This window comes from Miltoncostaea marina, assembly GCF_018141525.1.
In the GTDB taxonomy this organism is placed as follows: Bacteria; Actinomycetota; Thermoleophilia; order Miltoncostaeales; family Miltoncostaeaceae; genus Miltoncostaea; species Miltoncostaea marina.
The window spans coordinates 1,645,730-1,672,390 of sequence record NZ_CP064655.1; the positions used below are offsets into that span (position 1 = coordinate 1,645,730).

Here is a 26,661-nt window from a genome sequence, read left to right on the forward strand (position 1 = left end):
CGGCCGTCCCGGGCCCCCACCGGGGCCGTTTGTCGGCCGTCGCGGGCGGCGGTATGCTGCCCCGGCCGTCAGCCCCCTGCCCGGCATCCCACCCTGGGAGTTGGAGCGCGAGGCGCCGGATGACGAAGCCCGTGCGCGGGCCCCTCGGCGTGTCCGGGACGGCGAGCGGTGCATCCCCATGCCCCAGTCCCGGACATCCCCTCCCCCCTCCCGCCGCGCGGACGTCGTCCGCACCGTGGCGGACCTGCGCCAGCGGGTGGCGGCCATGCGCGCGGCCGGGCGGCGGATCGCGGTGGTGATGACCATGGGCGCGTTCCACGAAGGGCACCTCGACCTGATGCGCCGCGCCGGCGCCGACGGCCACGCGGTCGTCGTGACCCTGTTCGTCAACCCGACCCAGTTCGGCGCGGGCGAGGACCTCGCCGCCTACCCGCGCGACGAGGCCCGCGACGTGGCGCTGGCCTCGCGCCAGGGCGTGGAGCTGGTCTTCGCGCCGGACGCCGCGGAGGTCTACCCCGAGGGCTTCGCCACCGCGATCACGGTCGGCGGGCCGAGCGCGGGCCTGGAGGGCGCGGCGCGCCCGCACCACTTCGCCGGCGTGGCCACCGTGGTCGCCAAGCTGCTGCTGATGGTGCGGCCCGACCGGGCGGTCTTCGGCCAGAAGGACGCCCAGCAGGTGGCCGTCGTCCGGCGCCTGATGACCGACCTCCACCTCGACGACGTCGAGCTGGTGGTCGCCCCCACCACGCGCGAGGCCGACGGCCTCGCGATGAGCAGCCGCAACGCCTACCTGGGCCCGGACGACCGCGCCGCGGCGCCGGCCCTGAGCCGCGCCCTGCGCGCCGCCGAGGCGCTCGTCGCCGAGGGCGAGCGCGACGCCGCCCGCATCGAGGCCCGCGCGCGGGCGGTCGTGGAGGCCGAGCCGCGCTGCGAGCTGGAGTACGCCACCGTCGTGGACCGCGACACCTTCCGGCCGCTCGCGCGGCTGGACGGCGAGGACGCCCTGCTGGTCGTCGCCGCCCGGGTCGGGCCCGCGCGCCTCATCGACAACGTCCCGCTTCCGAACCCCACCCGGAGGGCACACGTGCCGCCTCGCACCCGCACGATGCTGAAGAGCAAGATCCACCGCGCGACCGTCACGGACGCGAACCTGAACTACGTCGGGAGCGTCACCGTCGACACCGACCTGCTCGAGGCCGCGGACATCCGGCCCTATGAGCACGTCTGCGTGCTGAACATCAACACGGGCGCCCGCTTCGAGACGTACGCGATCGAGGGTCCCGCCGGCGGCGGCGACATCTGTCTGAACGGCGCGGCCGCCCGCCTCGCGCAGCCGGGCGACCTCGTCATCATCCTGACCTACGCCCAGTACGACGAGTCGGAGCTCGAGGGCTTCGAGCCCGTGGTCGTGCACGTCGACTCGGCCAACCGGCAGGTCGACCTGACCACGCCCGAGGGCGTCCCGGTCGTCTGGGAGCAGCGATGACCACCCCCCTGTCGGCCGCGGCGATCCGGGCCCGCAAGGGCGGCGCGCGGCTGGTGATGCTGACGGCCTACGACTACCCGACCGCCCGCGCGCTCGACGAGAGCGGGCTCGACATCCTGCTGGTGGGCGACAGCCTCGGCGAGGTGGAGCTCGGCTACGACACCACGCGGGCGGTGTCGCTCGAGATGATGGCCCACCACGTGCGGGCGGTGCGCAACGGCGCCTCCGCGACGCACGTGTGCGGCGACCTGACCGCCGGGAGTTACGCCACGCCCGGGCAGGCCGTGGCGAGCGCGCGGCGGCTGGTGGAGGCGGGCGCCGACTCGGTCAAGCTCGAGGGCGGCCTGGTGGCGCAGGTGGAGGCGATCATCGCCGCCGGCATCCCCGTGATCGGCCACGTGGGGCTGCTGCCCCAGACCGCCGAGGTCTACCGGCGCGAGGGCACGACGCCGGAGGAGGCCGATCGCATCGCGGCCGAGGCCCGGGCGCTCGACGCGGCGGGCGTCTGCGCGCTCGTGATCGAGGCGGTCCCGGCCGAGCTGGCCGAGCGGATCACCGCCGAGGTCGGGTGCCCGACGATCGGCATCGCCGCCGGCCCGGAGTGCGACGGCCAGGTGCTCGTGGTGACGGACCTCGTCGGCGGGCTGCCGAGCGCGCCGCGCTTCGTGAAGCCGAAGGCCGACGTGTACGGCGCGGTCGTGGGCGCGGCCCGCGCCTTCGCCGCGGAGGTGCGCGGGGCGGCCGCCGCGGAGGCCCGCCGGGCCGTGTGATCCCCCGGCGGCGGGGGTGGCCCGGCCCGGTCCCCCGCCGCCCGGCGGGGGACCGGGCCGGGCCGGCGGGTCAGGCCCCGGCGGAGGACCCCGCGGCGATCGTGCGGAGGTCGAGCGCCTCGTCGAGCACCGACTCCTCGACGCCGTGCTCGCGGGCCACCTCGCGCAGGCCGCGGCCGGAGTCGGTCGCGTCCTTCACGATGGCGGTCGCCTTGTCGTAGCCGATGAACGGGTTGAGCGCCGTCGCCACGGCGAGGGTGCCCTCCGCGCTGCGCTCCAGGCCGGCCTCGTTGGGCCTGATGCCGGCGACGCACTTGTCGGCGAACAGCCGCGACGTGGTCGTGAGCAGGTGGATCGAGCCGAGCAGGTTGCGGGCGAGCAGCGGGATGCGCACGTTGAGCTCGAACTGGCCCTGCATGCCGCCGATCGTGATGGCGGCGTCGTTGCCGATCACCTGGGCCGACACCTGGAGGACGACCTCCGGGATGACCGGGTTGACCTTGCCCGGCATGATCGACGAGCCCTTCTGCAGCTCCGGCAGGAAGATCTCGCCGATGCCGCAGCGCGGGCCGCTGCCGAGCAGCGCGATGTCGTTGGCGATCTTCGTGAGCGAGACGGCGACGACCTTCAGCGCGCCCGACACCTCGACGAGGGCGTCGCGGGCGGCCTGGGCCTCGAACGGGTCGGCCGGGGCCGAGATCGGCAGGCCGGTGTCGCCCGCCAGGCGCGCGCGCACCCGCTCGGCGAACTCCGGGTGGGTGTTGAGGCCCGTGCCGGTGGCGGTGCCGCCCAGCGGGATCTGACCCAGGCGCTCCGTGGTGTCGGCCACCCGGTCGCGGCCTTGGCGCACCTGCGCGGCGTAGCCCGCGAACTCCTGGCCGAGCGTGACCGGCACCGCGTCCATCAGGTGGGTGCGGCCGGCCTTGACGTGGTCGGCGAACTCCCCGGCCTTCGCCGCGAGGGCGTCGCCGAGGTGGTCGAGCGCCGGCAGCAGCCGCTCCACGACCTCCTGCAGGGCGGCGCAGTGCACCGCCGACGGGAACACGTCGTTGGAGCTCTGCCCCATGTTGACGTGGTCGTTGGGGTGCGCCCCCTCGCCGGCGAGGTTCGCGATGACCTCGTTGGCGTTCATGTTGGACGACGTGCCCGAGCCCGTCTGGAAGACGTCGATCGGGAACTGGTCGTCGTGCTGCCCGGCCGCCACGGCGTCCGCCGCGGTCGCGATCCGCTCGGCGAGGTCCGCGTCGAGCAGCCCGAGCTCGGCGTTGACCCGCGCCGCGGCCCCCTTGACCCGCCCGAGCCAGCGCACCACCGGGAGCGGCACCCGCTCGCCCGACACCGGGAAGTTCTCGACCGCCTTGCGGGTTTCCCCGCCCCAGAGCTCCGCCACCATGGTCCCCCTGATGATCGACGTCAGTGCGACCGCCGATCCTACAAGGGCGGCGCCCCCGGCCCGAGCCGCCCCAGCCCGCGCAGGATCTCCATCGCCGCGAGCGTGCCGGCGCCCAGGTGATCGACGCGCAGGTGCTCGTCCGGCCCGTGGATGGCGTCGTCGGGCAGGCCGAACCCGGTGAGCACCGTCGGCACCCCGCGCGCGGCGAGCACGGCCACGACCGGCAGCGTGCCGCCCAGTCGCACGGGGGCCGGGCGCCAGCCCGTCGCCCGCTCGACGCCCTCCGCGGCGGCGACCAGCACCGGGTGCTCCGGGTCGAGGGCGGCCGGCAGGGCGACGCCGAGGTCCTCGATCTCGACGTCGGCGGCCGCCGGCGCGGCGGCCCGCAGCAGGTCGTCGAGCATCGCGGCCAGCGCGTGGGCGTCCTGCCCCGGCGCGACGCGCAGGGAGAGCGTGGCCACCGCCTCGCCCGGGATGTTGGTCTTCACCGCCGACGGCTCGCCCACGGCGATGCCGTGCACGTCGAGCGAGGGCAGCGCCAGCGTGCGCAGGTGGAAGCCCTCCTCGGCGCCGGCGTCGGCCGGCCGCAGCCCGGCCTCGCGCAGCGCCTGCCCGCCCGGCGGCAGCTCGGCCCACGCCTCGACCTCCGCCGGCCCGGCGGGCGCCACCCCGGCGTAGAGGCTCTCCACCAGCCGGCCGCCGTGCGGGGCCACCGCGGCGAGGATGCCGACGAGGGCGTGGGCGGCGTTGAGCGCTGCGCCGCCGAACAGGCCGCTGTGGGCGTCCGAAGCCGCCGTGCGCACGCGCACCCGGCGGTAGACCATGCCCCGCACCCCGGTGCAGATCGCCGGGCGCCCCGGCGCGATCATCGGGCTGTCGAAGATCACCGCCGCGAGGGCCTCGCGCGTGTCGGCCGCGAGGTGGTCCAGCGCCGACGTGCCGCCGCTCTCCTCCTCGCCCTCCACCACGAACGCCGCGCGCACCGGCAGCTCGCCGGCGGCCGCGAGGCGCTGCACCGCGGCGATGAGCATGAACAGGTTGCCCTTGTCATCGCTGGCCCCGCGCGCGTAGAGGTTCCCGTCGCGCACCGTCGGCTCGAACGCCGGCGTGGTCCACAGCTCCGACGGGCCGGGCGGCTGCACGTCGTAGTGCCCGTAGAGGACCACGCGCGGGGCGTGCGGGTCGCCGGAGCTGGCCGGGACCTCGCCCAGCACCAGGGGGTGGCGCCCGCCGTGGCGCACCTCCGCGGTGCCCCCCGCGCGCAGGATCTCGCCGGCGACCATCGCCGCGGCGGCGGCCATGTCGGGCTCGTGCTCGGGCAGCGCGCTGACGCTCGGCACGCGCAGCAGGGCGTAGAGGCGGTCGAGCTCCTCGGGGGTCACGCGGCGAGTCTACGGGCGGGCCCGGCCGACGGGCGGCTCAGGCGTCGAGCGGCGGCAGCGCGGCCGTCGGGTCGCCCAGCAGCACGAGGCTCTGGCGGTCGAACGCGGACAGCCGCAGCCACGTCAGCTCCTCGCGCACCGAGGTGTCGCCGTGGTCGAGCTGCTCCCGGCGCCGCGCCCACGCCGTGTGGAGCACCCCGACGCCCTCGCGGTACTCCCGGAAGGCGTACCCGAGCGGCTGGCCGTGGAAGAGGTTCGACGACAGGGCCGTCACGATGTGCGCGCCGAGCTTCTGGCCCGTCTCCGGCACCCGCAGCGTCCAGTCGAACGTCGGCTCGACGTGGCCGAGCACGGCCCGCACGGGCCGCGGGCGGCCGAGCAGGGCGAGCGCGGCCGGCGCCACCACCGAGCCGAGCGCGGCGACGGCCTCCACGGTGGCCCGGGCGGTCGAGCCGGCGGCGAGCAGGTCGGCGAACTGGCTGGTCCCGGCGGCGCCGGCCGAGCAGCAGGCCTGGGCGTACCAGACCGCCCCGTGCGGCACCGACCGGGCCAGGTCCGCGACGGGCACGGGCGCGAGGCCGGCGTCGACCGGCAGGCCCAGCGTCGCCGCCATCGCCCCCGGGGGCGCGAGCGGCATGGTGGCCCCGTGGCTCGAGGTGACGACGAGCGCCGGCGAGCGGCCGGCCGCCGCGTCGACCAGCGCGGGCCCGGTGGCCTCGGCGCCGGCCAGGACGAGCAGGCGCTCGAGGGTGCCGGAGAGCGCTTCCGCCAGGGGGGCGGCGATGGCCGCCCGCATGAGGGAGGTGATGTCGCCGCCGCCGTGGTCGACCGCCCACACGAGGGGCGCGGCGAGGTCGACGGCGGCGCCCGCCCAGCCGTCGAGCAGGGCGCCGACGTAGTGGCCGAGCGCGTCCCCCGACAGCGGCAGGCGGCCGACCGCGTGACGCACCGCCAGCGCGTACTGCACCGACCAGGGGATCGCCTCGGGGCCGGCCGCGATGAGGACGTAGCGCGGCAGCCGGTTGCGCGCGGTGCCGAACGGCGTGAGCCCGATCGCGGGATCCTGCGAGGTGCCGTCGGCGTAGGCGCGCCGCACGAAGCGGTCGCCCAGCGCGGGCGTCCAGCGCAGTACGACGGTGCCCGGCCGGGCCGCGATCAGCTCGCGCACCGGCTCGGGCGCGTCCGCCCCGGCGGCGAGCTGCGCCGGGGTCCACGAGCCCGCCTCCGCCTCGGGCAGCAGCACGCCGTAGCCCACCTCGGGGTCCCACCAGGCCGTGGGGTCGGCCGGCGCGCCGAACGCCAGCTCCTGCTGGGAGTGCGGCAGGCCGGCGCGCGCCCCCCAGCCGGCGGCGCCGCGGTCCAGGTCGCCGCTCGCCGCCTCCGCGCCCGTCCACGCGTCGAGCTGGAGCGAGCCGGGGAGCGTCATCCGCCGACGCCGGCCAGCCGCTCGCGCAGCGCCCGGATGCGGGCCTCGACGTCGGCGACCACCGCGGGCGGCGTCCACGCCGGGTCGAGCCCGGCCCGGAAGGCCTCGAACTGGTCGAGCGCCCCGCGCAGCCGGGCGTACTCCTCGGCCGAGGGCGCCCGCCCGCCGTCCGGACGCGCCGTCGCGTCGTCGCCGCGCGCGGCGGGCGGCGCGGGCGCGGGCGGGACGTAGACGCGCAGCGCCTGGTCCTGGACGTAGAGGATCGGGTCCGACCAGGTGTCCGCCGAGGCGTCCCGGCGGCCGAGCGCCGCGCGGGCGTCGTTCAGCACCGTGCACCAGTCGAGCTCGCGCACGCCCGCCTCCCCGCCGGCCGGCGCGGCCACGTCGCCCACCACCTCCATCACCCGCGGGTAGAGGGCGGCGCAGAAGCGGTTGGCGTCCTCCAGGTCGACCACGCGGCGCATGCCGATCGCCGCGGGCAGGCCGGCGTTGACCAGGTCGTGGGCGAGGGCGGGCCCCTCCGAGGCGTCGGCGCTCGCGCACGCGCAGACCACGACCATCCAGACGTCGCAGGGCGCGATCGCCGCCGCGACCGCGGTGGCGCTCAGCACGACCCCGCCGGGCGGCTCGCCGGCGTCGAAGTCGCCGAGGGTCCCGAAGGCGAGGGCGCGCAGCCCCTCCGCCACCCGCCCGCCGTGGCAGAGCAGGTGCAGCAGGTCCGGCTGCGCGGCGGCCAGCCGGCGCTCCAGGTCGGGCGTGACCGGCTCCGCGGTGACCCGCTCGTCGCCCCACTCGGCCACCAGGTCGAGCACGCGCTGCTCGCCGCTGATGACGTGGAGGCGGGCGCCGACGGCCGTCGCCGGCGCGTCGTCGAGCGCGGCCCGCAGCGCCTCGAGCTGCGGCACGCCGGAGCGGCCCACCGCGGCCAGCACGGCGACGATGCGGAAGGGCCGGGCGAGCACCCGGTCGCGCTGCGTCCGCCGCCAGCGGGCGATCCGGGCCAGGGGCCACCGACGGTCGAGCGCCATGAAGCCGTGCGGCCCGGCGTAGAGCTGCTCCCACGGCAGCTCGTCGGCCGCGGCGGCCTCCATGTGGAAGAGCAGCGGCAGCGGGTCGCCGGCCGGCGGGATCGCGAGCGCGTTGTCGATGCAGGCCCGGACGGGCGGGTGGGCGCGGAGCCGCTCGAGCAGGTCGGCGCCCCGCTCGCGGGCCCCCGCGCCGCGGGGCGGCGTCACGTCGATCGGGTCGAGGCGGTGCATGTCCGGGATGTCGAGCGGGGCCTCGCTCAGCCGCAGCAGCGTACGGTCGTCGCCCAGCCGCGCGAAGGAGACGACCGCGCGGTTCACGGCGCGCCCGTCGCGTGCCGGGCGACGAGGTCGCGCAGGTCGGCGAGCGCCTGCGCCGTGCCGGCGTCGTAGGCGCCCCCGGCGCCGGGAGCCGGGCCGCGCTTCACCAGCTCGGCCACGGCGCGGTCGACGAACCGCTCGCTGGCCGCGACCCAGGTCGGCACGTGGTCCTCCGACGCGAACGTCCGCTGGATCGACGCGCCGGCCTCCGGGCTCGCGAGCGCGCCGGGCGCGGGCGGGGCTGGGAGCGGCGCCTCCTCGGCGACCGGCGAGGTGGGCGGGCCGGCGGCGGCGGCCGCCGGCCAGGGGTGCGCGAGGTTCTGCTGCACGTGCTCCGGCTGCAGGTACGCGAACAGCGACGGCGCGCGCGGCACGGGCGTCTCCCCCGTGGCGTCGGCCGCGAAGGCATGCGCCCACGCCAGCGCGTCCCCGCCGGGGTCGTCCCCGGCGTCGCAGTAGACCGTGGGCCCGGGCCGCCGCTGCCCCAGCGCGTCGGCCATCACGCGCGTCGCGGTGTCGGAGCGGTTCTCGGGCGGCGAGCCGAACGAGATCAGCCCCGCGCCGACGCGGTCGGCGAGGCGCTCGACGTCCTCCGCGGTGACGAACACGCAGCGGTCCCACCCGCCGGGCGCGCCGGGGTCGGGCGGCAGCGCGATGAGCGGCTGCTCGCCGTCGAAGGCGGCGGGGCTCACGGCGTGGAAGGCCCGCACGGCGCGGCGGCCGAGCCCCTCCACGATCCAGTCCGCCCAGCGCGTGCGCCCGCGCGGCGCGGCGTCCTGGCGGTCGCCCGCGGGCGCGGCCGCGGCCGGGTCGTGCACCCGAAGCCACCCCTGCGGCCCGCCGCCCGCGGCGTCGAGGTGGCGGGCGGTGCCGGCGTCGGGGAACAGGTCGACCTCCGCCGCCATGCGATCCCGCAGCGTGGCGGCGAGCCTGCGCGCGTGGCCCGCGGCCCACTGCGGATCCTCCACCGCGTTGACGACGAGGGCCACGGTCCAGGAGCGGCCCGCGTCGGTCGCGACCGGCAGGCGATCGGGCACCCGCAGCACCGGGAGGTCGGTCGCGGCCACGAGCTCGCGCTCCCAGGGGACGCCGCCCAGATAGCCGTACGGCGGCACGAGGCGCAGCCACAGGGCGGCCTGCCGTCCCAGGCGGCGCTCGAGGCCGTCGGCGACCGCCTCGACCAGCGCGTGCGGCACTGCGAGCCGTGACGGGGCGACGCGGTCGCGCGCCAGGCCGAACCCCTCCAGCGGGTCGACGCGCGTCCACAGCCGCCGCGGGCTGTCGCCCTCGTAGACGGTGAGGTCGCTGTGCACGGACGGCTGCTCCAGGGCCACCTCGAGCCGCACGCGCAGCACCGACAGGCGCCACGTCTCGATCAGGAGCTCGGCCACGCGTCCCCCCGTCGCGTCCCGGCCTCCCGCGCCGGCCGCCTCGCATGCGCGCCGGTCACGACGGCGCCGTCAGGGAGTGGAGGGCCCACCAGGTCGGCGGGCCGCTGATGTCGCCGTGGCCGCCGATCGCGGGGGCCCCGTCGATCGCGACCGAGCCGTCGACCGCGACGACGCGCCCCCGCGACAGGTCGTACGCATCGGTCGGCGCGCGGGCCGGCGAGCGGGCGAGCTCGTCGTCCCCCAGCCCGGCCGGGCCGTAGCCGCCGAGCGCGCCGTACAGGTCCGTGTCGCCGATCGCCGCGATGTCGGGCTCGCCCACGTGCCCGCTGCGGATGGCGAGGTGGAAGAAGCGGTGCAGCGGCTCGTCGTGCCGCGACCAGGTGGTCACCACGGGCATCGCGACACGGTCCAGGACCGGCCGGTACCCGCCCGCGCCCGCGGCGCCCGGCAGCGCGCCGGCGAAGCACCACCGGTTCACGGCCGGCTGCAGCAGCAGCGCGCAGTGCGCCGGGCGGGCGGCCGCGGCGCGCGCCAGCGCCGACAGCACGACGCGGGCGCCGAAGGAGTGCCCGGCCAGATGCAGGCGCGCGGGGCCGCCCCCGAGGATCGCCTCCACCAGCCGGGCCACGCCGCGGGCGCCCACCCGGCCGGCGCGTGCCTTCATCGTCCACAGCGAGCCCAGGCGGAGCAGCGTCCGCGGGTCCAGAGCCGCGCCCCCCGCCGCGACCGGGGCCGCCCCCGCCCCGGCGCCGACGGTCCCGAAGTCCTCGCCGTCCCCCGGCGGGGCGGCGTCGCCCTCGACGAGCAGCCAGGACGCGAGCAGGTCCTCCGGCGCGGGCCGGGGCGGCCCCTCGTCGTCGTCGTCCTCCCCGGCCAGCGCGCGGCTCACCAGCGCGGCCGCCCGCCGCGCGTCCGCGTCGTCCAGCGCGGTGGCGCCGTCGACGAGCTCCCCGAGCTCGGCGCGCCCCTCCTCGTCGAGCGAGGTCCCGACCAGGCGCAGCATCTCCTCCGCCTCACGGGCGTCCCCGCCCTCCGGGTCGGGCGCCGCCGCGATCGCCGGCCCGGCCTCCCACGGCATCACGAAGCTCGTCGAGGGCCAGATGACGCCCGCCAGCACCGGCCGGTAGCCGGGCGGTGCCGGCAGCCCGTACCGGCGCCGCTGCTCGATGTAGCCCGCGGCGAACCGGCGGTAGCGGTCGAGCGCCGTCGCGAAGACGTTGTTCCACCCGTGCGCCACCAGGAAGACGTCGGTCGCCGCGGCGGCGGCGCCGAGGAAGTGCTCGGTCGTGCGGGGGCTCGCCGGCCGGCCGTCGGCGTCGAAGCGCAGCAGGTAGAGGTCGGCGGTGGCGCCACCGCCGATCGGGAGCCGCTCGTATGGTCCGACGGCCACGCTCTCCCCTGGGACGCACGCGCCGTGTGCCCACGCTATTGCGACCACCCCGTCGCGGTCCACGGGCGGGCGCCCGGGTCGTGGCCGGCGCGGCCGCCGCCGCCGGCCTCAGGCCACCAGCAGCGCCAGTCGCTCGCCCTCGTCCTCCAGCGCGCGCTGCTCGGCGGCGGCCAGGCGGCGCCACGGGTCCAGGACGACGCGCCCGCCGGCCGTCCGCCACGTGCCCGCGACCGTCCCGTCCACGACGAACGTCGGGAACGAGTGCGGCGTGCGGGTGGAGAAGATCCGCGGCCGGTCCTCCTCGCGCAGGATCCCGGCGCGGCGGGCGTGCACCAGCAGCACGGCGTCCCAGGTGGGCAGGAAGCGCGGCGGCGCGGGGGTCTGGGGGTCGGGCAGGGGCGCCCGGGGGTCGTCGAGCAGCTCGCGGCCGTCCTCGTCGCGCAGGCGCCGCAGGTCCATCCCGGCCAGCGCCGCCGCGACCGGCCCGACCGGCAGGCCGGCCCAGTCGGCGACCTCCGCGGCCGTCGCCGGGCCGAAGGCGGCCAGGCGGCGGCGCGCGACATGCGCGGTCGCCTGCTCGGGCGTCATCGCGGGCTCGGGCCCCACCCAGGCGCGGGCGTCGCCGTAGCGATCGGCCCGGCGGCGCTCCCAGGTGCCCGAGGGCGGCACCCGCACCAGGTCCACCCAGAAGCCGACCCCCGCGGCCCGCTCCCTGCCGAGCAGCTCCTCCATCCCCCGCCGCGTCACCGGCCCCTCCGCCAGGCGCGGCCGCAGCAGCTCCGCCGCCGCCCGCATGTCGTCACCGGTGAGGCTGCGCCGGGTGCGCAGGAACAGCGCTCGGCCGCGCTCGCGGGAGGCGATCGCGAACGGCCAGTAGTCCTCCGCCGCGACGGCGTGGATCGTCGCGCGCAGGAGCGTCGCCTGCACCAGCCGGCGGCGATCGAGCGCCCGCGTGACGGCGGCGCGCTCCAGGCCCCGGCACCGGCTCCACAGCCCGATGTAGATCGACGGCGCGTACTGCGCCTGGATCCCCCCGACCCGCCGGGCCGCCCGCGCCGGCGAGGCCGCGAAGCGCTCGATCAACCCCTGGCGAGCGAGCAGCGCCCGGTTGAGCCCCCGCCGGCTGAGGATGCGCTCGGCCACGGGCCGCAGCCTCGCCCGGCCGCCCTCGGCCCGCAAGCTCTGGCCGCCGGGGCGGCGAGGGCGGACATCGGGGCGGTTCCGCCCGGGATCGCCGGTGCCTGACGGGATGCGCCAATTGGCGCATCCCGCATGCGCCAATCGGCAGCCCCCCGGACGCACCAGCGGGGCCCGGTCGCTCACCGCGCCGTCGGCCGGCCCGGGCACGAGGCCGCCATCCCACCTGGCCTCGCCCGGCGGACGACCGCCGGCTCGGGTCCTCCGCCGACCGTCGCGGACGACGTGGCGATTCCGTACAGGATCGCCGCCGCCTGGGGCGACGCGCCAATTGGCGCGACCCGCATGCGCCAATCGCGCCGTCGCCTGGACGCGACCCCGGGGGCCTGGTCGGCCGCCGCGCCCCCGCGCCGTCGGCCGGCCCGGGCGCCCGGCCGCCATCCCACCCGGCCTCGCCGGGCGAGCGACCGCCGCTACGGATCGTCCGCGGGCCGTCGTCGCGGTCGACCTGGCGTTTCAGCGCCGAATCGCCGGTGCCTGGTGCGATGCGCCATTTGGCGCGGGGCGCATGCGCCAATCGCGCAAACGCCCCCAGGCGCCCCCGCCCCGGGGTCCCGCTCAGCCCGCCTGGGCCGCCTGGTTCGCCCCCTGGAGGAGGCGCTCGAAGCGACGGAGGTGGCGGGCGGCGGCGACGTAGTCGCCGGCCGCCCAGGCCCGGCGGTAGGCCTCGTAGGCCGCCGCGGCGTCGCGGACGAGGTCGTCGATGGCGCCCGCGGGGGCGCCGCCGGGCGTGCCGTCCGATCCGCCGGCCGCGCCGCCGCCGCCGTCGCCGGCCGGCGCGCCGGGGTCGTCGCCCTGGGCCGCCAGCGCGAGGTCGAGGGCCTCGAGGAAGGTCGAGGCCGAGTGGATCTGCCCGTCGCCGAGGGAGACGACCACCTGCCAGAGGGTCGGCAGGCTGTCGGCGGAGGTGTCGAGGTAGAGCGGCTGGACGTAGAGCAGCCCCTCGCCGATCGGGACGACGATCGTGTTGCCGCGCAGCACCTGGTCGCGGCGCAGGCCGATCTGGGCGGAGAGCTCGGCGTCGCGGGCGACGGAGGCGACGAAGGTGTCGACCGAGTCGAGCGCGTCCTCGGCGACGTCGAAGCGCAGCAGGCGCAGGCGGCCGAAGCGCTCGGGGGCGCTCTCGGCCGTGAGCCAGGCCGAGAAGGCGATGCCGCGGCCCTCGGTGGCGGGCTTGAAGTAGCGGAGCGCGAGGAAGCGCTCCTCGGATTCCCCGGGCAGGACGGCGTACGAGTAGCGGGCGGGCGAGGTGATGCGCCGGCCCTCGGTGCCGCGGCCGGTGGTCTCGACGGTCGGCGCCCACGCGTCGTCGTTGGAGAAGAAGCGCTCCGTGTCGGTGACGTGGAAGCGCTGGAGCGCCGCCGCCTGGAAGTCGAACTGGTCCTCGCCGTAGCGCAGGTGGGCGGCGATGCCGTCGGGCATCGCCGCGGCGTCGGAGAAGAGCTCCGGGTAGACGCGCCGCCAGGTCGCGATCAGCGGGTCCTCGTCGTCCATCACGTAGAGCGCGGTCTCGCCGGAGTAGGCGTCCATCACGGCGGTGATCGCGTGCCGCTGGTAGGAGGCGCCACCGAAGTGGGCGCCGTACGGGTAGCGGTCGGTGCGGGTGTACGCGTTCTGCATCACCCACAGCCGGCCGCCCTCGGCCACGAAGTAGGGGTCGGCGTCGAGGCGCAGGAAGGGGGCGAGCCGGCCCAGCCGGGCCGGCAGGTCGCGGTGCATGAGCAGCTGCGCCTCGGCGGTGTCGACGCGCGAGAGCGCGTTCCACAGCTGCCGCCCGCCACCCACGAACGGCAGGCCGCCGAGCTCGAGGGTGAGCGCGAGGCGGTGGTCCTCGACGTCGACCCCGGCGCCCTCCCAGCGCTCGGCGGGCGCGTTGGTGAACCCGTCCGGCTGGTCGGTGTTGACGATCGCGAAGGGCATGCCGCGCTGGGCGCCGTGGTAGATCTCGGGCCGCTCGAGCGGCGGGTCGAGGCCGCGCGTCGGCAGGCCGCCGACCACGAACGCCGGCCGGCCGGAGTCGTCGATGCGGTTGACCGGCGCCATCGCCACGCCGCGCCCGTGCGTGAACGAGAAGTGGCGGCGCTGGAAGTCGGTGATCGCCGCGTAGTCGACCTCGCGGCCGAACACGAACAGCGTCTGCGGCCGGCCGTCGCGCACGTAGCGGTCGAGGTCGGCGTCGTGGCAGGTGTAGTAGCGGTTGAGCGCCTGGAGGCGCCGGCATGCGGCGAGGCCGGCCTCGAGGTCGAGGAACCGCAGCGAGCCGACCGAGGCGGGCGCCGCCTCGATGGCCGCCCGGCTGACCCCGCCGCGCCGGTACTCGGCGGCGGTCGCCTCGACCTCGTCGATGCCGGCGGCGGCGCGGGTGGAGTCGAGCGTCGCGGCGATGTTCTCGCGCTCCACCTGCAGCGTGGAGCCGCGCAGGGCGACCGCGTCGTAGAGCGCCGTGGCGGCCGGCGCGAGGGCGAGCGACAGCACGGCCACCGCGCCGGCGGCGGCGCCGAGCGTCCAGGCCGGCAGCCGGAAGGGCGCCTGGTTGGCGCGCAGCGCGGCGCTCGCCTGGTCGGCGATCGCGCGCGCCAGCCGGCCGCCCGGCCGCAGCTCGGCGGCGAGCGGCGCGAGGGCGAGCAGCAGCACCAGCCACCACGGCGTCGCGAGCACCGCCAGGGCGAGCACCACGAGCCCGAGCACCGCGAGGGCCGTGCGCGCCACGGCGATGGTCCGCGCGCCCGCGAGCCGCCGGCGCGCCTGGGGCACCGCCAGCGCCGCCACGCCCAGGCCGGCGGCGAGGATGACCCCGCTCACCACCGTGGCGGTCGGGATGCCGACGTCGCGCATCGCCCGCCCCGGGCCGGCGATCAGCTCGCCCCCGCCGTGGAGCGTCTCGTAGCGGCGGAACCATGTGAGCACCGCCAGCGCGACCAGGGCGAGCCCGCCGTAGACCGCCGCCAGCGCGCCCGCCCGCTCGATGAGGCGCCGGCGCACGCCCAGCGGGTGGTCGACGACGGCCGCGTAGATCGCCACGCCGGCGATGCCGAGGAGCGCGACCACGAGGCCGCCGAGGGCGAGGCCGCTCAGGTCGACGACGACTGGGAGGGTGAACACGTAGAAGGAGGGGTCGCGCCCGAAGACCGGGTCCCCCTCCCCGCCGAACGCCACCGCCTCGCCGGCCGCGAGGATCGCGTCGCGGCGCGACAGCAGCGCCGGCACGAGCACCAGCGCCGACACCACGAAGGTCGCCGCGCCGGCCGTCCAGCCCACCCGGCGCTGGCGCAGCATGCCCGCCCGGCGGCCCGTCACGAGGCCGATCGGCAGCGCCAGCGCCAGCGCCCCGGCCAGGCCCGCGCCGGCGAGCAGGAACGACGCGCGCAGCGCGGTCGAGTAGGCGCCCCCCATCCCGAGGCTGTCGAAAAACGCCGCCGAGAGGGTGATGCGCGCCCACAGCCGCAGCGCCAGGTACGCCAGCAGCAGCGCCACGGCGACGACCGCGATCGCGGGGACGGCCAGCGACGCGGCGGGGCGGCGGCGGCGGGGCGGGCGGTCTGGGTCGGGCGCTGGTCGCAGGATGATCCTCGGGCGGAAGACTACGCGGCGGCGATGAGCGCCACGCCGGCCAGGGCGATCCCCGCGCCGGCGGCCTGGAGACGGCCGAGCCGCTCGCCGAGCAGGGCGCCGGCCAGGGCCAGGGTGGCGACCGGGTAGAGCGAGCCCAGCACCGCCACCACGCTGACGTAGCCGTGCTGGGTGCCGGCCGCGAAGAGCAGGTTCGCTCCCGAGTCGAGCACGCCGGCGGCGGCGGCGAGCCCCACCGCCGCCCGCGGCATGCCCCGCGCGACGCCCAGCACGAGCAGCGCCGCGATTGCGAACGGCACGGAGCCCATCCGCGCCGAGGCCAGCGCCCAGAGCGCGCTGTCGGAGGCAGCCTCGGCCAGCAGGGTGAAGAACCCGCCGAAGCCGAGCGCGGCGGCCAGCGCCAACCCCACCCCCCGGCGGCCGGCGGGCCCGGGCGCCCGCGACGCGATGCTCGCGCCGGCGAGGGCGACCGCCATCCCCGCCAGGGCGAGCGCGCCCGGCGCCGCGCCGCGGGCCAGGTCGGCGACGAGCGGCACCAGCGCGCCGAGCGCGCTGACCGGGGCCACGAGGCTCATGGTGCCGACGGCCAGCGCGCGATAGAAGGCGGCGAGGCCCACCGCGCCGCAGACGCCCGCGGCGCAGCCGAACAGGATGTCGCGCGCGGGCGGCACGCCGGGGCGCAGGATCGCCAGCCCGGCCAGGGCGAGCGCCAGGCCCACCGACTGCTGGAGCGCCACGGCGGCCAGCGCCGCCGCGCGCCGGCTCGCCAGGCCGCCCATGAAGTCGGCCACGCCCCACGACAGGCCCGAGGCCAGGCCCAGCAGCACCGCCAGCACGTGAGGGGCGGGCCCCGGCTACGCGGCGGCGGGCAGGGCGCCGCGGCCGTGCGGCGCCCACAGGTCCAGCTCCGGCCCCTTCGGCACGATGCCGGTCGGGTTGATGGAGTCGTGGGTCAGGTAGTAGTGGCGCTTGATGTGGTCGAAGTCGACCGTGTCCGCCACCCCGGGGTGCTGGAACAGCTCGCGCAGGTACGGCGCCAGGTGCTCGTAGTCGGCGATGCGGCGCAGGTTGCACTTGAAGTGCAGGGCGTAGACGGCGTCGAAGCGCACGAGCGTGGTGAACAGGCGCCAGTCGGCCTCGGTGATGCGGTCGCCGGCCAGGTAGCGCTGGCGCCCCAGGCGGCGGTCGAGGTCGTCGAGCGTCGCGAACAGCTCGTCGAAGGCCTCCTCGTAGGCCTCCTGGGTGGTCGCGAACCCCGCCCGGTACACGCCGTTGTTGACCGTCCGGTACACGAGGTCGTTGACCGCGTCGATCTCGTCGCGCAGCTCCTGGGGGTAGAGGTCGAGCGACGCGTCGCCCCACCGGTCCCACTCGCGGTTGAGCATCCGCACGATCTCGGCCGACTCGTTGTTGACGATGCGGCCGGTCTCGCGGTCCCAGAGCACGGGCACGGTGACCCGCCCCGAGAAGTCGGGCGCCGTGGCGGTGTAGGCCTCGGACAGGAAGCGGAAGCCGTTGACCGGGTCGGGGCCGTGGCCGGGGCCCTCGCGGAACGCCCAGCCCCGCTCGTCGCGCACCGGGTCGACCACCGACATCGTGATGACGTCCTCCAGGCGCTTGAGCCGGCGCACGATGATCGCGCGGTGGGCCCACGGGCAGGCCCGCGACACGTAGAGGTGGTAGCGCCCGGGCTCCGCCCGGTGGCCGGAGGAGCCGTCGGCGGTCACCCGGTCGCGGAACCGGCTGACCTGGCGCACGAAGCGCCCGCGGTCGTCGGTCTCGGCCCCGAACTGCGCGCGGGCGCGCGCGTCCGCGCTCATGCGCCGCCGACGGCCAGCGCGGGCTGCCGGCGGTCGAGCAGGACGGGGCGCAGGAACTCGCCGGTGTGCGAGCCGGGGGTGGCGGCGATCTCCTCGGGGGTGCCGGCCGCGATCAGCGCGCCGCCGCCGGAGCCCCCCTCGGGGCCGAGGTCGATGACCCAGTCTGCGCACTTGATGACGTCGAGGTTGTGCTCGATCACGACCACGGTGTTACCCGCATCGACCAGGCGCTGAAGCACCTCGAGGAGCTTCTCGATGTCGGCGAAGTGCAGGCCGGTCGTCGGCTCGTCGAGCACGTAGAGCGTGCGGCCCGTCGCGACCTTCGACAGCTCGGTGGCCAGCTTGACGCGCTGCGCCTCGCCGCCCGAGAGGGTCGTGGCGGGCTGGCCCAGCCGCACGTAGTCGAGGCCCACCTCGTGCAGGGTCTTCAGGCGGCGGTGGATCTTCGGCACCGCGGCGAACGCCTCCACCGCCTCCTCGACGCTCATCTCGAGCACCTCGTGGATGGTGCGGCCGCCGTAGTGCACCGAGAGCGTCTCGCGGTTGTAGCGCCTGCCGCCGCAGACCTCGCACGGCACGTAGACGTCCGGCAGGAAGTGCATCTCGATCGTGATCGTGCCGTCGCCCTTGCAGGCCTCGCAGCGGCCGCCCTTGACGTTGAACGAGAAGCGCCCCGGGGTGTAGCCGCGGGCGCGGGCCTCCTGGGTCATCGAGAAGAGCTGGCGGATGTGGTCGAACAGGCCCGTGTAGGTGGCCGGGTTGGAGCGCGGCGTGCGGCCGATCGGCGACTGGTCGATGTCGATGACCTTGTCGAAGAAGTCGAGCCCCTCGATGCGGTCGTGCGCCCCCGGCCGGCGCGGGCGCCGGGCGAGACGCCCGGCCAGCGCCTTGAGCAGCACCTCGTTGACCAGCGTGCTCTTGCCCGATCCCGAAACGCCCGTGACGCAGGTCAGGGTGCCGACCGGGACGCCCACGTCGATGCCGCGCAGGTTGTTCTCGCGCGCGCCGCGCACCGTGAGCCAGCCGCGCGCCTCGCGCCGCTCGGCCGGCACGTGCACGCCGCGCCGCCCGGACAGGAACGCGCCGGTCACCGAGCCCGGCTCGGCCTCGATCTCGGCCACCGTCCCCTGCGCCACCACGCGGCCGCCGTGCAGCCCCGCGCCCGGCCCCATGTCGATCACGTGGTCCGCGCTGCGCATCATGTCCTCGTCGTGCTCCACCACGAGCACGGTGTTGCCCTGGTCGCGCAGCCGCTCGAGCGTGCCGATGAGCTTGCGGTTGTCGCGCTGGTGCAGGCCGATGGAGGGCTCGTCCAGGATGTAGAGCACGCCCACCAGCCCGGAGCCGATCTGGGTGGCGAGCCGGATGCGCTGCGCCTCGCCGCCCGACAGGGTGCCCGCCGCCCGGGCGAGCGTCAGGTAGCCGACGCCCACGTCGTCGAGGAACCGCAGTCGCTCCGCGATCTCCTGGATGACCCGCGCGCCGATGAACGCCTGGGTCTCGGACAGATCCAGGCCGCCGAAGAAGGCCAGGGCGTCGCCCACGGACAGCAGGCAGACCTCGTGGATGCTGCGGCCGGCCACCGTCACCGCGAGCGACTCCGGCTTGAGCCGGGCGCCGCCGCAGGCCGGGCAGGGGCGCAGCGACATGAACTGCTCGACCGAGTCGCGCACCGCCTGCGACATCGACGTGGTGTGCTGCCGGCGCAGCTGCGGGACGACGCCCTCGAACCAGCCCCAGCTGCCGCCCTTGCGCCGGGTGCCGAGGTAGACGCGCTCGCGCCGCTTGGGCCCGTTGAGCAGCAGCGTGCGGTGACGCTCGGGCAGCTTGCGCCACGGCGTGTTGAGATCGATCTCGTGCTGGGTCGCGACGGCCGCCAGCATGAGGTCGTAGTAGTCGGTGGTGCGGTCGCACCACGGCAGCACCGCCCCCTCGGCGAGGGTGCGCTCGGGGTCGACCACCAGCTCGGGGTCGACCTCCTGGGTGAAGCCGAGCCCCGTGCACTGGGGACACGCGCCGTGGGGCGTGTTGAACGAGAAGGTCCGCGGGGCGAGCTCGGGCAGCGAGGCGCCGTGCTCCGGGCAGGCGAACCGCTCCGAGTAGATGTGGCTCTGTGGCGGCGAGCCGTCGCGGGGCGCCGTCTCGATGCGCACCAGCCCGTCGGCGAGCCCGGTGGCGGTCTCGAGGCTGTCCGTCAGCCGCCGGCGCAGGTCGTCGCGCATCACGAGCCGGTCGACGACCACCTCGATCGTGTGGGCGAACTTCTTGTCGAGCGGCGGCACCTCGTCGAGCGTGTACGTCGTCCCGTCGACGGCCACCCGGGTGAAGCCCTCGGCCCGCACCTGCTCGAGCAGGTCCCGGTGCTCGCCCTTGCGGTCGCGCACGAGCGGCGCCAGCACGAGGAAGCGCGTGCCCTCGGGCAGGCTCAGCACCTGGTCTGCGATCTGGTCCACGCTCTGCCCGGCGATCGGCCGGCCGCACACCGGGCAGTGCGGCTCGCCGACGCGGGCGAACAGCAGGCGCAGGTAGTCGTAGATCTCCGTGACCGTGGCGACGGTCGAGCGCGGGTTGCGGCTCGTGGTCTTCTGGTCGATCGAGATCGCCGGCGACAGCCCGTCGATGTGGTCGACGTCGGGCTTGTCCATCTGTCCCAGGAACTGGCGGGCGTACGCCGACAGGCTCTCGACGTAGCGGCGCTGGCCCTCCGCGTAGAGGGTGTCGAACGCGAGGCTCGACTTGCCGCTGCCCGACAGCCCGGTGATGACGGTGAGCTCGTCGCGCGGGATGTCGACCGAGACGTCGCGCAGGTTGTGCTCGCGGGCGCCGACGACGCGGATCGCGTCGGCCCGCTCGGGACGTGTCGCGGCCATCGGATCAGTGTAGTGCGACCCCCGGCGTCGCCGCCGTGCCCGCCGCGCGGGGTGGCACGCGCCCGACGAGGGTGCAGTGGCCCCCGCCCTGGGTACATACGTCTCCAAGATGCGCCCGCCTCCCCCCTCGGCGGTGCTATCACCAGTGAAGCCACGATCGACGACCCCGTCGCTCATGTGCGAGACAGCCGAGCCGATAGCGGGGTCCCTGGCCTCTCGCCGACGATCCGGCCACGACGCCCGCCGACGACGACCCGAAGGACTCCGGTGCACCGCAACGACACGGGCCTGACCGACCCGTCCTCGTCCCTCCGACGCGCGCTCGCGCTCGTCGCCCTGGTCCTCGCCGCCGCCCTCGCGCTCGTCGCGGGGCCCGCCGCGGCCGCCGAGGCGCCCGAGCAGGTGCCCGCCAGCGTCGTCGAGCCGCTCGGCGGCGTCGACGCGCCGGCCGTGGTGCCGTACCGCCAGATCGTCGGCGCGGCCGACGCCCGCAACCTCAACGCCGCCGTCGTCGACACCTCCGCCTACTGGGTGTCGGCCGTCGACCGCGAGGGGCACATCATCGCGGCGCGCATCCCGCGGCCGCAGCCCGGCCGCGACTTCGCGCAGACGACGGCCGGGGCCGCGGCGCCGCCGCAGCGCGGCGCAGCCCCCGGGCCGTTCGAGCTCGCCACCTTCCTGCGCGAGCACTCCGTGGCGGTGCTGCAGCCGGCCGCGGCCGAGCCCGACTCCGGCGGCGCCCTCAGCGGCCCCATGCGCTACCTGATCATCCCGCTGTCGGTCGCGGTCATCGCGGCCCTGTTCGTGGGCAGCGTCATGCTCATCCGGCGCGCGCGGGGCGGCGGCGCGGGCGGCCGCGGCGGCGCGGCCGGCCACGGCAAGATCCGCAAGAACGCCCAAGTCGAGCCGCCCTCGGTGCGCTTCGGCGACGTCGCCGGATGCGACGAGGCGGTCGAGGAGCTGCGCGAGGTGGTCACCTTCCTCCGCGAGCCCGAGCGCTTCCGCCGCGTCGGCGCCCGCATGCCGCGCGGCGTGATCCTGCACGGCCCGCCCGGCACCGGGAAGACCCTCCTCGCCAAGGCCGTGGCGGGCGAGGCCGGCGTGCCCTTCTTCGCGCTGTCCGGCTCGGACTTCGTGGACACGTTCGTGGGCGTGGGCGCCTCCCGGGTGCGCGACCTGTTCGCGACCGCGCGCAAGAGCGAGACCGGCGCGATCATCTTCTTCGACGAGATCGACGCGATCGGCCGGGCCCGCGGGGCCGGCATGAGCGGCGCCGACTCCGAGCGGGAGGGCACGCTCAACCAGCTGCTGGTGGAGCTCGACGGCTTCGGCGCGCGCGACAGGATCGTGGTGGTGGCGGCGACGAACCGGCTCGACATGCTCGACGCGGCCCTGCTGCGGCCGGGCCGCTTCGACCGACGGGTGCAGGTGGGCCTGCCGGCCGAGACCGGCCGCCTGGCGATCCTGCGGCTGCACTCGCGCGGCATGCCGATCGCCGAGCCCGAGTCGCTGGCGCGACTCGCCGCGGTGACCGCGGGCTTCGCCGGCGCGGACCTCGCCAACATCGTCAACGAGGCGGCGATCATGGCCGCCCGCGCCGGGCGCGGCACCATCCTGGGCGAGGACCTGGACGAGGGCCTGCTGCGCGCCGTCGCCGGGCCGCAGCGCGCCGACCGACGCATCGCGGAGGGCGAGCTGGAGACGATCGCCTGGCACGAGGCGGGCCACGCCCTGGCGGCCGAGCTCTGCCCCACCCACCACAAGGCGCAGCGCGTCACCATCCTCAGCCGCGGCGACGCCGGCGGCCTGGCCCTCTACGGCAGCCAGGATCGCGCCCTCACCTCGCAGCAGCACCTGCACGAGCGCATGGTCGTCGCGATGGCCGGCCGCGCCGCCGAGCAGATCCGCTTCGGGATCATCTCCTCGGGCGCGGCGAACGACCTGGAGCAGGTCAACGGGATGGCCCGCGAGGCCGTCGAGCGGCTCGGCTTCTCGCCGCGCGTCGGGCAGATCATCACATCGTCGGGCCCGCACGGCTCCACCCCGCTCTCGGGCGAGGTGCGCCGGATCATCGACGAGGAGATCGGCCGCATGGTCGACGCGGCCTACGCGGACGCCGTGGCCCTGCTCACCGACCACCGCGAGGAGCTCGACGCCCTGGCCGAGCTGCTGCTCGCTCAGGAGCAGATCGACCGGGCCGACATCGACCTGCTGCTGGCCGGTCTGTCCGGCGGCGGGCGGCGGCTGCCCTCGCGCGCCGACGCCCTGCCGACCGCGCGCCCCGTCGCCCAGGCCGCGCCCCCCGTGGCGCTGCCCGAGCCGGAGCCGGTCACGGCGGCGCCCGTGCCGGCGCGGCGGCCCGCGCGCCGGCGCCTGCCGGCGGTCCCGCTGCCGTCGCACCGGGGCCGGCGGGTGCTGGCCGGCGTCGAGTCGGCCGCGGCGACGCTCTACGCCGTGGCCCTGCCGCGCGTCGCCCGGCGGCGCCGCCGCAAGGGGCCGGGCCTGGCCTGACGCGCTGCTGGCGCGCGGCGCCCGGGTTTCGGGGGCGCCGCCCGCGCGGCATCATCCCGGGGTGCCGACGAAGAGCCTGTACGTCGCGTCGCCGGAGGGTCACACCGGCAAGTCGGTCGTGGCCCTGGGCCTCGCGGAGGTCCTGAGCAGCCGCGTCCGCAGCGTCGGCGTGTTCCGCCCGGTCACCCGCGCGGCCGCCGGCGACGACCGCCCGCTGGGGGTGCTGCTGGGCCGGCTCGACGCCGACGTCCCGCCCGAGTCGTGCGTGGGCGTCACCTACGACGCCGTCCACGCCGACCCCGACGCCGCGCTGGCCGCCATCGTGGAGCGCTATCGCGACGCCTCCCGCGACCGCGACGTGGTGATCATCCTCGGCTCCGACTACACCGACGTCGCGAGCCCGGCGGAGCTCGCCTTCAACGCGCGCGTGGCCGCCAACCTCGGCGCGCCCGTGCTGCTGGTGGTCAGCGGGCGGGGGCGTTCGCCCGAGGAGATCGTCCAGCTCGTGGCGATCGGCCGCGGCGAGCTCGCGCAGGGGCTCGCGCGCACGGCGGCCGTGGTCGTCAACCGCTGCGACGCGGGGGCGCTCGAGGACGTGCGCGCGTCGCTCGCGGGCACCGGCCTGCCGACGTGGGCGCTGCCGGAGATCCCGCTCCTGTCGGCGCCGCTCGTCAAGGACCTGATGGGCGCGCTCGACGGCACCCTGCTGCTCGGCGACCCGGCCCTGCTGGAGCGCGCCGCCGAGGAGATGCTCGTGTGCGGCATGAACGTGGAGCACGTGCTCGAGCGGCTGGTCGATGGCCAGCTGTGCGTGGCGGCCGGCGACCGCCCCGAACTGCTGGCGGCGCTGGCGGCCGCCCACGCGGCCCCCGGCATGCCGACGCTCGCCGGCGTGGTGCTGAACGGCGGCTACCACCCGGGCGACGAGGTGGTGCGGCTCGTCCAGGCCCTCGACGAGCACCTGCCCGTGGTCATGACCGACCACAACTCCTACGACGCCGCCCGCATCGTCGCCACCACGCGCGGCGGTCTCGGCGACAGCCGTCGCAAGGTCGACACGGCGCTGGGCGTGTTCGAGCGGCACGTGCCGGCCGACGAGCTGATGACCATCCTCGACGTGCCGGCGAGCGACGTGGTCACGCCGCTGATGTTCGAGGCGATGATCATCGAGCGGGCGCGGGCCGGGCGGCGGCACATCGTGCTGCCCGAGGGCGACGACGAGCGCGTGCTGCGGGCGGCGTCGACGCTCCTGTCGCGGGGGGTCGTCGATCTCACCCTGCTCGGCCCCGAGGCCGCCCTGCGCGCCCGGGCGGTGGCGCTGGGGCTCGACCTGCGGGGCGCGCGGATCGTGGAGCCTGCGACCTCCGACCTGCTGGAGCCCTACGCCGTCGAGTACACCCGGCTGCGCGCCCACCGCGGCATGACGCTCGAGCGCGCCCGCGCGATCGTGGCCGACGTCTCCTACTTCGGGACGATGATGGTCCACATGGGCGACGCCGACGGCATGGTCTCGGGCGCCGCGCACTCGACGGCGCACACGATCACGCCGTCCTTCGAGATCATCAGGACGCGGCCGGGCGTCTCCGTGGCCTCGTCGGTGTTCTTCATGTGCCTGGCCGACCGGGTGCTGGTGTACGGCGACTGCGCCGTCATCCCCGACCCCACCGTCGAGCAGCTCGCCGACATCGCGATCTCGGCCGCCGGCACCGCGGCCTGGTTCGGCATCGAGCCGCGCATCGCGATGCTGTCGTACTCCACCGGCGCCTCGGGCAGCGGGGCCGGCGTGGACAAGGTGCGCGACGCCACCGGGCTGGTGCGCGAGCGCCGGCCCGACCTGCTGGTCGACGGGCCGCTCCAGTACGACGCGGCGGTCGACGCCTCGGTGGCCCGCACGAAGATGCCCGGGTCCGACGTGGCCGGCCGGGCGACGGTGTTCGTCTTCCCCGACCTCAACACCGGCAACAACACGTACAAGGCCGTGCAGCGCACGGCGGGCGCGGTCGCCGTGGGCCCCGTGCTGCAGGGGCTCAACAAGCCGGTCAACGACCTCTCGCGCGGGGCGACCGTGCGGGACATCGTGAACACGATCGCGATCACCGCCGTGCAGGCGGCGGCGATGGACGCCGAGCGCGAGGCGGCGGCGGCCGGGTGAGCGGCGCCGTCCTCGTGCTCAACTGCGGCTCGTCGTCGATCAAGTACGAGCTGCTGCGCCCGCGCGAGGGCGCGCGGGTGGCGCGCGGCCTGGTCGAGCGCATCGGCGAGGGCTCGGCCGCCGTGCGGCACGTCCACGCCGGGGCGACCACCTCGCGCGAGGAGGCGCTCCCCACCCACCGCGACGCGCTCCGCACGGTGCTGGGGCTGTTCGACGAGGCCGGGCCCCCGCTGGCCGAGGCGGGCGTGGTGGCCGTGGGCCACCGCGTGGTGATGGGCGGCCGCCGCTTCGACCGGCCCACGCTCATCGACGAGGAGGTGGTCGCGACCATCGACCGCCTCTCCCCGCTCGCGCCGCTGCACAACCCGCCCAACCTGGCCGGCATCACGGTGGCGCGCGAGCTGCTGCCGGGGGTGCCGCACGTCGCGGTCTTCGACACCGCCTTCTTCCATGACCTGCCGCCGGCGGCCGCCACCTACGCCATCGACCGCGCGACGGCCGAGGCGCACGGCATCCGCCGCTACGGCTTCCACGGCACCTCGCACCGCTGGGTCTCGCGCAGGGGTCCCGAGGCGATCGGCCGCGGCCCCGACGGGCTGCGCCAGGTGATCCTCCACCTCGGCAACGGCGCCTCCGCCTCGGCGGTGGTCGACGGCGCTCCGGTCGACACGTCCATGGGCCTCACGCCGCTCGAGGGCCTCGTGATGGGCACCCGGGGCGGCGACATCGACCCCGGCGTGCTGCTGCACCTGCACCGCGCGGCCGGCATGGGGGTCGACGAGATCGACGACCTCCTCAACCGCCGCTCCGGGCTGAAGGGGCTGAGCGGGCGCAACGACATGCGCGAGGTGCGCCGCCTGGCCGAGGCCGGCGACGCCGACGCCCGGCTGGCGCTCGACGTGGCCGCCCACCGGCTGCGCAAGTACGTGGGCGCCTACGCCGCGACCATGGGCGGCATCGACCTGCTCGCCTTCACCGGCGGCATCGGCGAGAACGACGCCGCCACCCGCGCCGCGACCGCGGAGGGGCTCGGCTTCCTCGGCGTCGCGGTCGACCCGGCGCGCAACGCGGCGCCCGGCGACGGCCCCCGGCGCATCTCGCCCGACGGCGCGGCGGTCGACGTGCTGGTGGTGCCGACCGACGAGGAGCTGGCGATCGCCCTCGACACGATGGCGGTCGTGGAGGGGGCGGCGGACCCGGCGACCGCGGGGGCGGCGGCGGCGGCCACGCCGCCCGCCTGAGCCCGTGGAGCCGCCCTCCGCAGACGAGCTCCTCTCCACGACGCGGAGCGTCCGTCGCCGGCTGGACCTGACCCGGCCGGTCGAGCGACGCCTGATCGAGGAGTGCCTCGCGCTGGCCCAGCAGGCCCCGAGCGGCGGCAACCGGCAGGGCGCCGTGTTCGTCGTGGTCACCGACCCCGGCAGCCGCCGGGCCCTCGGCGAGCTGTACCGCTCCGCGTGGGACCGCTACCTGGCCGAGGGCGTCGGCGCCGGCAGGCCCGGCGCGGCCGCGACCCCGTCGACGCCCGCCCAGCAGCGCCGCATCGGCCGCTCGGCGGCGCACCTCGCGGAGCACCTCGGCGAGGTGCCGGTCCACGTCATCCCCTGCCACCGCGGCCGCACCGAGGGCGCGCCCCAGGTGGTCCAGGCGTCGGCGTGGGGGTCGGTGCTGCCGGCTGCCTGGAGCTTCATGCTCGCCGCCCGCGCGCGCGGCCTCGGGTCGGCCTGGACCACCCTCCACCTCTTCCACGAGCGCGAGGCGGCCGAGCTCCTCGGCATCCCGTACGAGGAGTACTCGCAGGCCGCCCTCATCCCCGTCGCCCACGTGGTGGGGTCGGGGTTCCGGCCGGCGCCCCGGGCTCCGCTCGGGGAGTTCGCCCGGTGGGAGGCCTGGTAGGGGGCTCGCGCCAAGTGGCGCGCGGGGTCCACGCCAAGTGGCGCGCTGGCTTCGCGCCAAG

17 protein-coding genes are annotated in these 26,661 nt (G+C 76.8%); 6 read left to right on the plus strand and 11 right to left on the minus strand.

Annotated features, from left to right (window positions below; genetic code table 11):
- Positions 1-235: 235 nt before the first annotated feature.
- Together panC and panB are read left to right on the plus strand one after the other, a co-directional pair.
- On the plus strand, positions 236-1,486 hold the full coding sequence (gene panC / locus ITJ85_RS17365) for a pantoate--beta-alanine ligase (RefSeq protein WP_217915883.1): 1,251 nt from the start codon (positions 236-238) through the stop codon (positions 1,484-1,486).
- Positions 1,483-2,256 carry a 3-methyl-2-oxobutanoate hydroxymethyltransferase gene (gene panB, locus ITJ85_RS08275; protein ID WP_217915884.1) on the plus strand — a complete coding sequence of 258 codons (774 nt, stop codon included), beginning with the start codon at positions 1,483-1,485 and terminating at the stop codon, positions 2,254-2,256. The genes panC and panB overlap by 4 nt, the downstream gene beginning before the upstream one ends.
- A 70-nt stretch (positions 2,257-2,326) precedes the next feature.
- On the opposite strand, the gene ITJ85_RS08280 is transcribed toward panB, so the two are convergent.
- The 11 genes from ITJ85_RS08280 to uvrA all read right to left on the minus strand — a co-directional run bounded on the left by ITJ85_RS08280 (position 2,327) and on the right by uvrA (position 20,041).
- Positions 2,327-3,649: a class II fumarate hydratase gene (locus tag ITJ85_RS08280; protein WP_217915885.1), complete on the minus strand. Its 1,323-nt coding sequence runs from the start codon at positions 3,647-3,649 to the stop codon at positions 2,327-2,329.
- A gap of 38 nt (positions 3,650-3,687) precedes the next feature.
- Positions 3,688-5,031 (minus strand): M20/M25/M40 family metallo-hydrolase, encoded by a 1,344-nt coding sequence (locus ITJ85_RS08285; RefSeq protein ID WP_217915886.1) that lies wholly within the window; start codon positions 5,029-5,031, stop codon positions 3,688-3,690.
- Positions 5,032-5,068: 37 nt separating this feature from the next.
- Complete coding sequence (locus ITJ85_RS08290; protein ID WP_217915887.1) at positions 5,069-6,457, minus strand: hypothetical protein; 1,389 nt, start codon at positions 6,455-6,457, stop codon at positions 5,069-5,071.
- Positions 6,454-7,803, minus strand: a complete 1,350-nt coding sequence (locus ITJ85_RS08295; RefSeq protein WP_217915888.1) for a CHAT domain-containing protein — start codon at positions 7,801-7,803, stop codon at positions 6,454-6,456. The genes ITJ85_RS08290 and ITJ85_RS08295 overlap by 4 nt, the downstream gene beginning before the upstream one ends.
- Complete coding sequence (locus ITJ85_RS08300; protein WP_217915889.1) at positions 7,800-9,194, minus strand: hypothetical protein; 1,395 nt, start codon at positions 9,192-9,194, stop codon at positions 7,800-7,802. The genes ITJ85_RS08295 and ITJ85_RS08300 overlap by 4 nt, the downstream gene beginning before the upstream one ends.
- Positions 9,195-9,249: 55 nt before the next feature.
- Positions 9,250-10,584 (minus strand): hypothetical protein, encoded by a 1,335-nt coding sequence (locus ITJ85_RS08305; protein WP_217915890.1) that lies wholly within the window; start codon positions 10,582-10,584, stop codon positions 9,250-9,252.
- Positions 10,585-10,692: 108 nt separating this feature from the next.
- Positions 10,693-11,727 (minus strand): winged helix DNA-binding domain-containing protein, encoded by a 1,035-nt coding sequence (locus tag ITJ85_RS08310; protein ID WP_217915891.1) that lies wholly within the window; start codon positions 11,725-11,727, stop codon positions 10,693-10,695.
- Positions 11,728-12,339: 612 nt separating this feature from the next.
- Positions 12,340-15,255: a UPF0182 family protein gene (locus ITJ85_RS08315; protein ID WP_217915892.1), complete on the minus strand. Its 2,916-nt coding sequence runs from the start codon at positions 15,253-15,255 to the stop codon at positions 12,340-12,342.
- 107 nt (positions 15,256-15,362) lie between these two features.
- The gene (locus ITJ85_RS08320; RefSeq protein WP_217915893.1) at positions 15,363-16,178 is read right to left on the minus strand and encodes an EamA family transporter; all 816 of its coding nucleotides are present in this window, start codon (positions 16,176-16,178) and stop codon (positions 15,363-15,365) included.
- Between the two features lie 27 nt (positions 16,179-16,205).
- Positions 16,206-17,171, minus strand: coding sequence for a glutathione S-transferase family protein (locus tag ITJ85_RS08325; RefSeq protein ID WP_217915894.1), 966 nt, complete (start codon positions 17,169-17,171; stop codon positions 16,206-16,208).
- Positions 17,168-20,041: an excinuclease ABC subunit UvrA gene (uvrA, locus tag ITJ85_RS08330; protein ID WP_217915895.1), complete on the minus strand. Its 2,874-nt coding sequence runs from the start codon at positions 20,039-20,041 to the stop codon at positions 17,168-17,170. Before uvrA ends, ITJ85_RS08325 begins: the two co-directional genes overlap by 4 nt.
- A gap of 267 nt (positions 20,042-20,308) precedes the next feature.
- Between uvrA and ITJ85_RS08335 the strand changes: the two genes are divergently transcribed.
- The 4 genes from ITJ85_RS08335 to ITJ85_RS08350 all read left to right on the plus strand — a co-directional run bounded on the left by ITJ85_RS08335 (position 20,309) and on the right by ITJ85_RS08350 (position 26,600).
- Positions 20,309-22,552, plus strand: a complete 2,244-nt coding sequence (locus ITJ85_RS08335) for an ATP-dependent metallopeptidase FtsH/Yme1/Tma family protein (RefSeq protein ID WP_217915896.1) — start codon at positions 20,309-20,311, stop codon at positions 22,550-22,552.
- A 61-nt stretch (positions 22,553-22,613) separates the two neighbouring features.
- Positions 22,614-24,704, plus strand: a complete 2,091-nt coding sequence (gene pta / locus ITJ85_RS08340) for a phosphate acetyltransferase (protein WP_217915897.1) — start codon at positions 22,614-22,616, stop codon at positions 24,702-24,704.
- Entirely contained in the window at positions 24,701-25,945 is a 1,245-nt protein-coding gene (locus tag ITJ85_RS08345; protein ID WP_217915898.1) for an acetate/propionate family kinase, read from the plus strand. Before pta ends, ITJ85_RS08345 begins: the two co-directional genes overlap by 4 nt.
- 4 nt (positions 25,946-25,949) lie before the next feature.
- Positions 25,950-26,600: a nitroreductase family protein gene (locus tag ITJ85_RS08350; protein ID WP_217915899.1), complete on the plus strand. Its 651-nt coding sequence runs from the start codon at positions 25,950-25,952 to the stop codon at positions 26,598-26,600.
- Positions 26,601-26,661 lie beyond the last annotated feature (61 nt).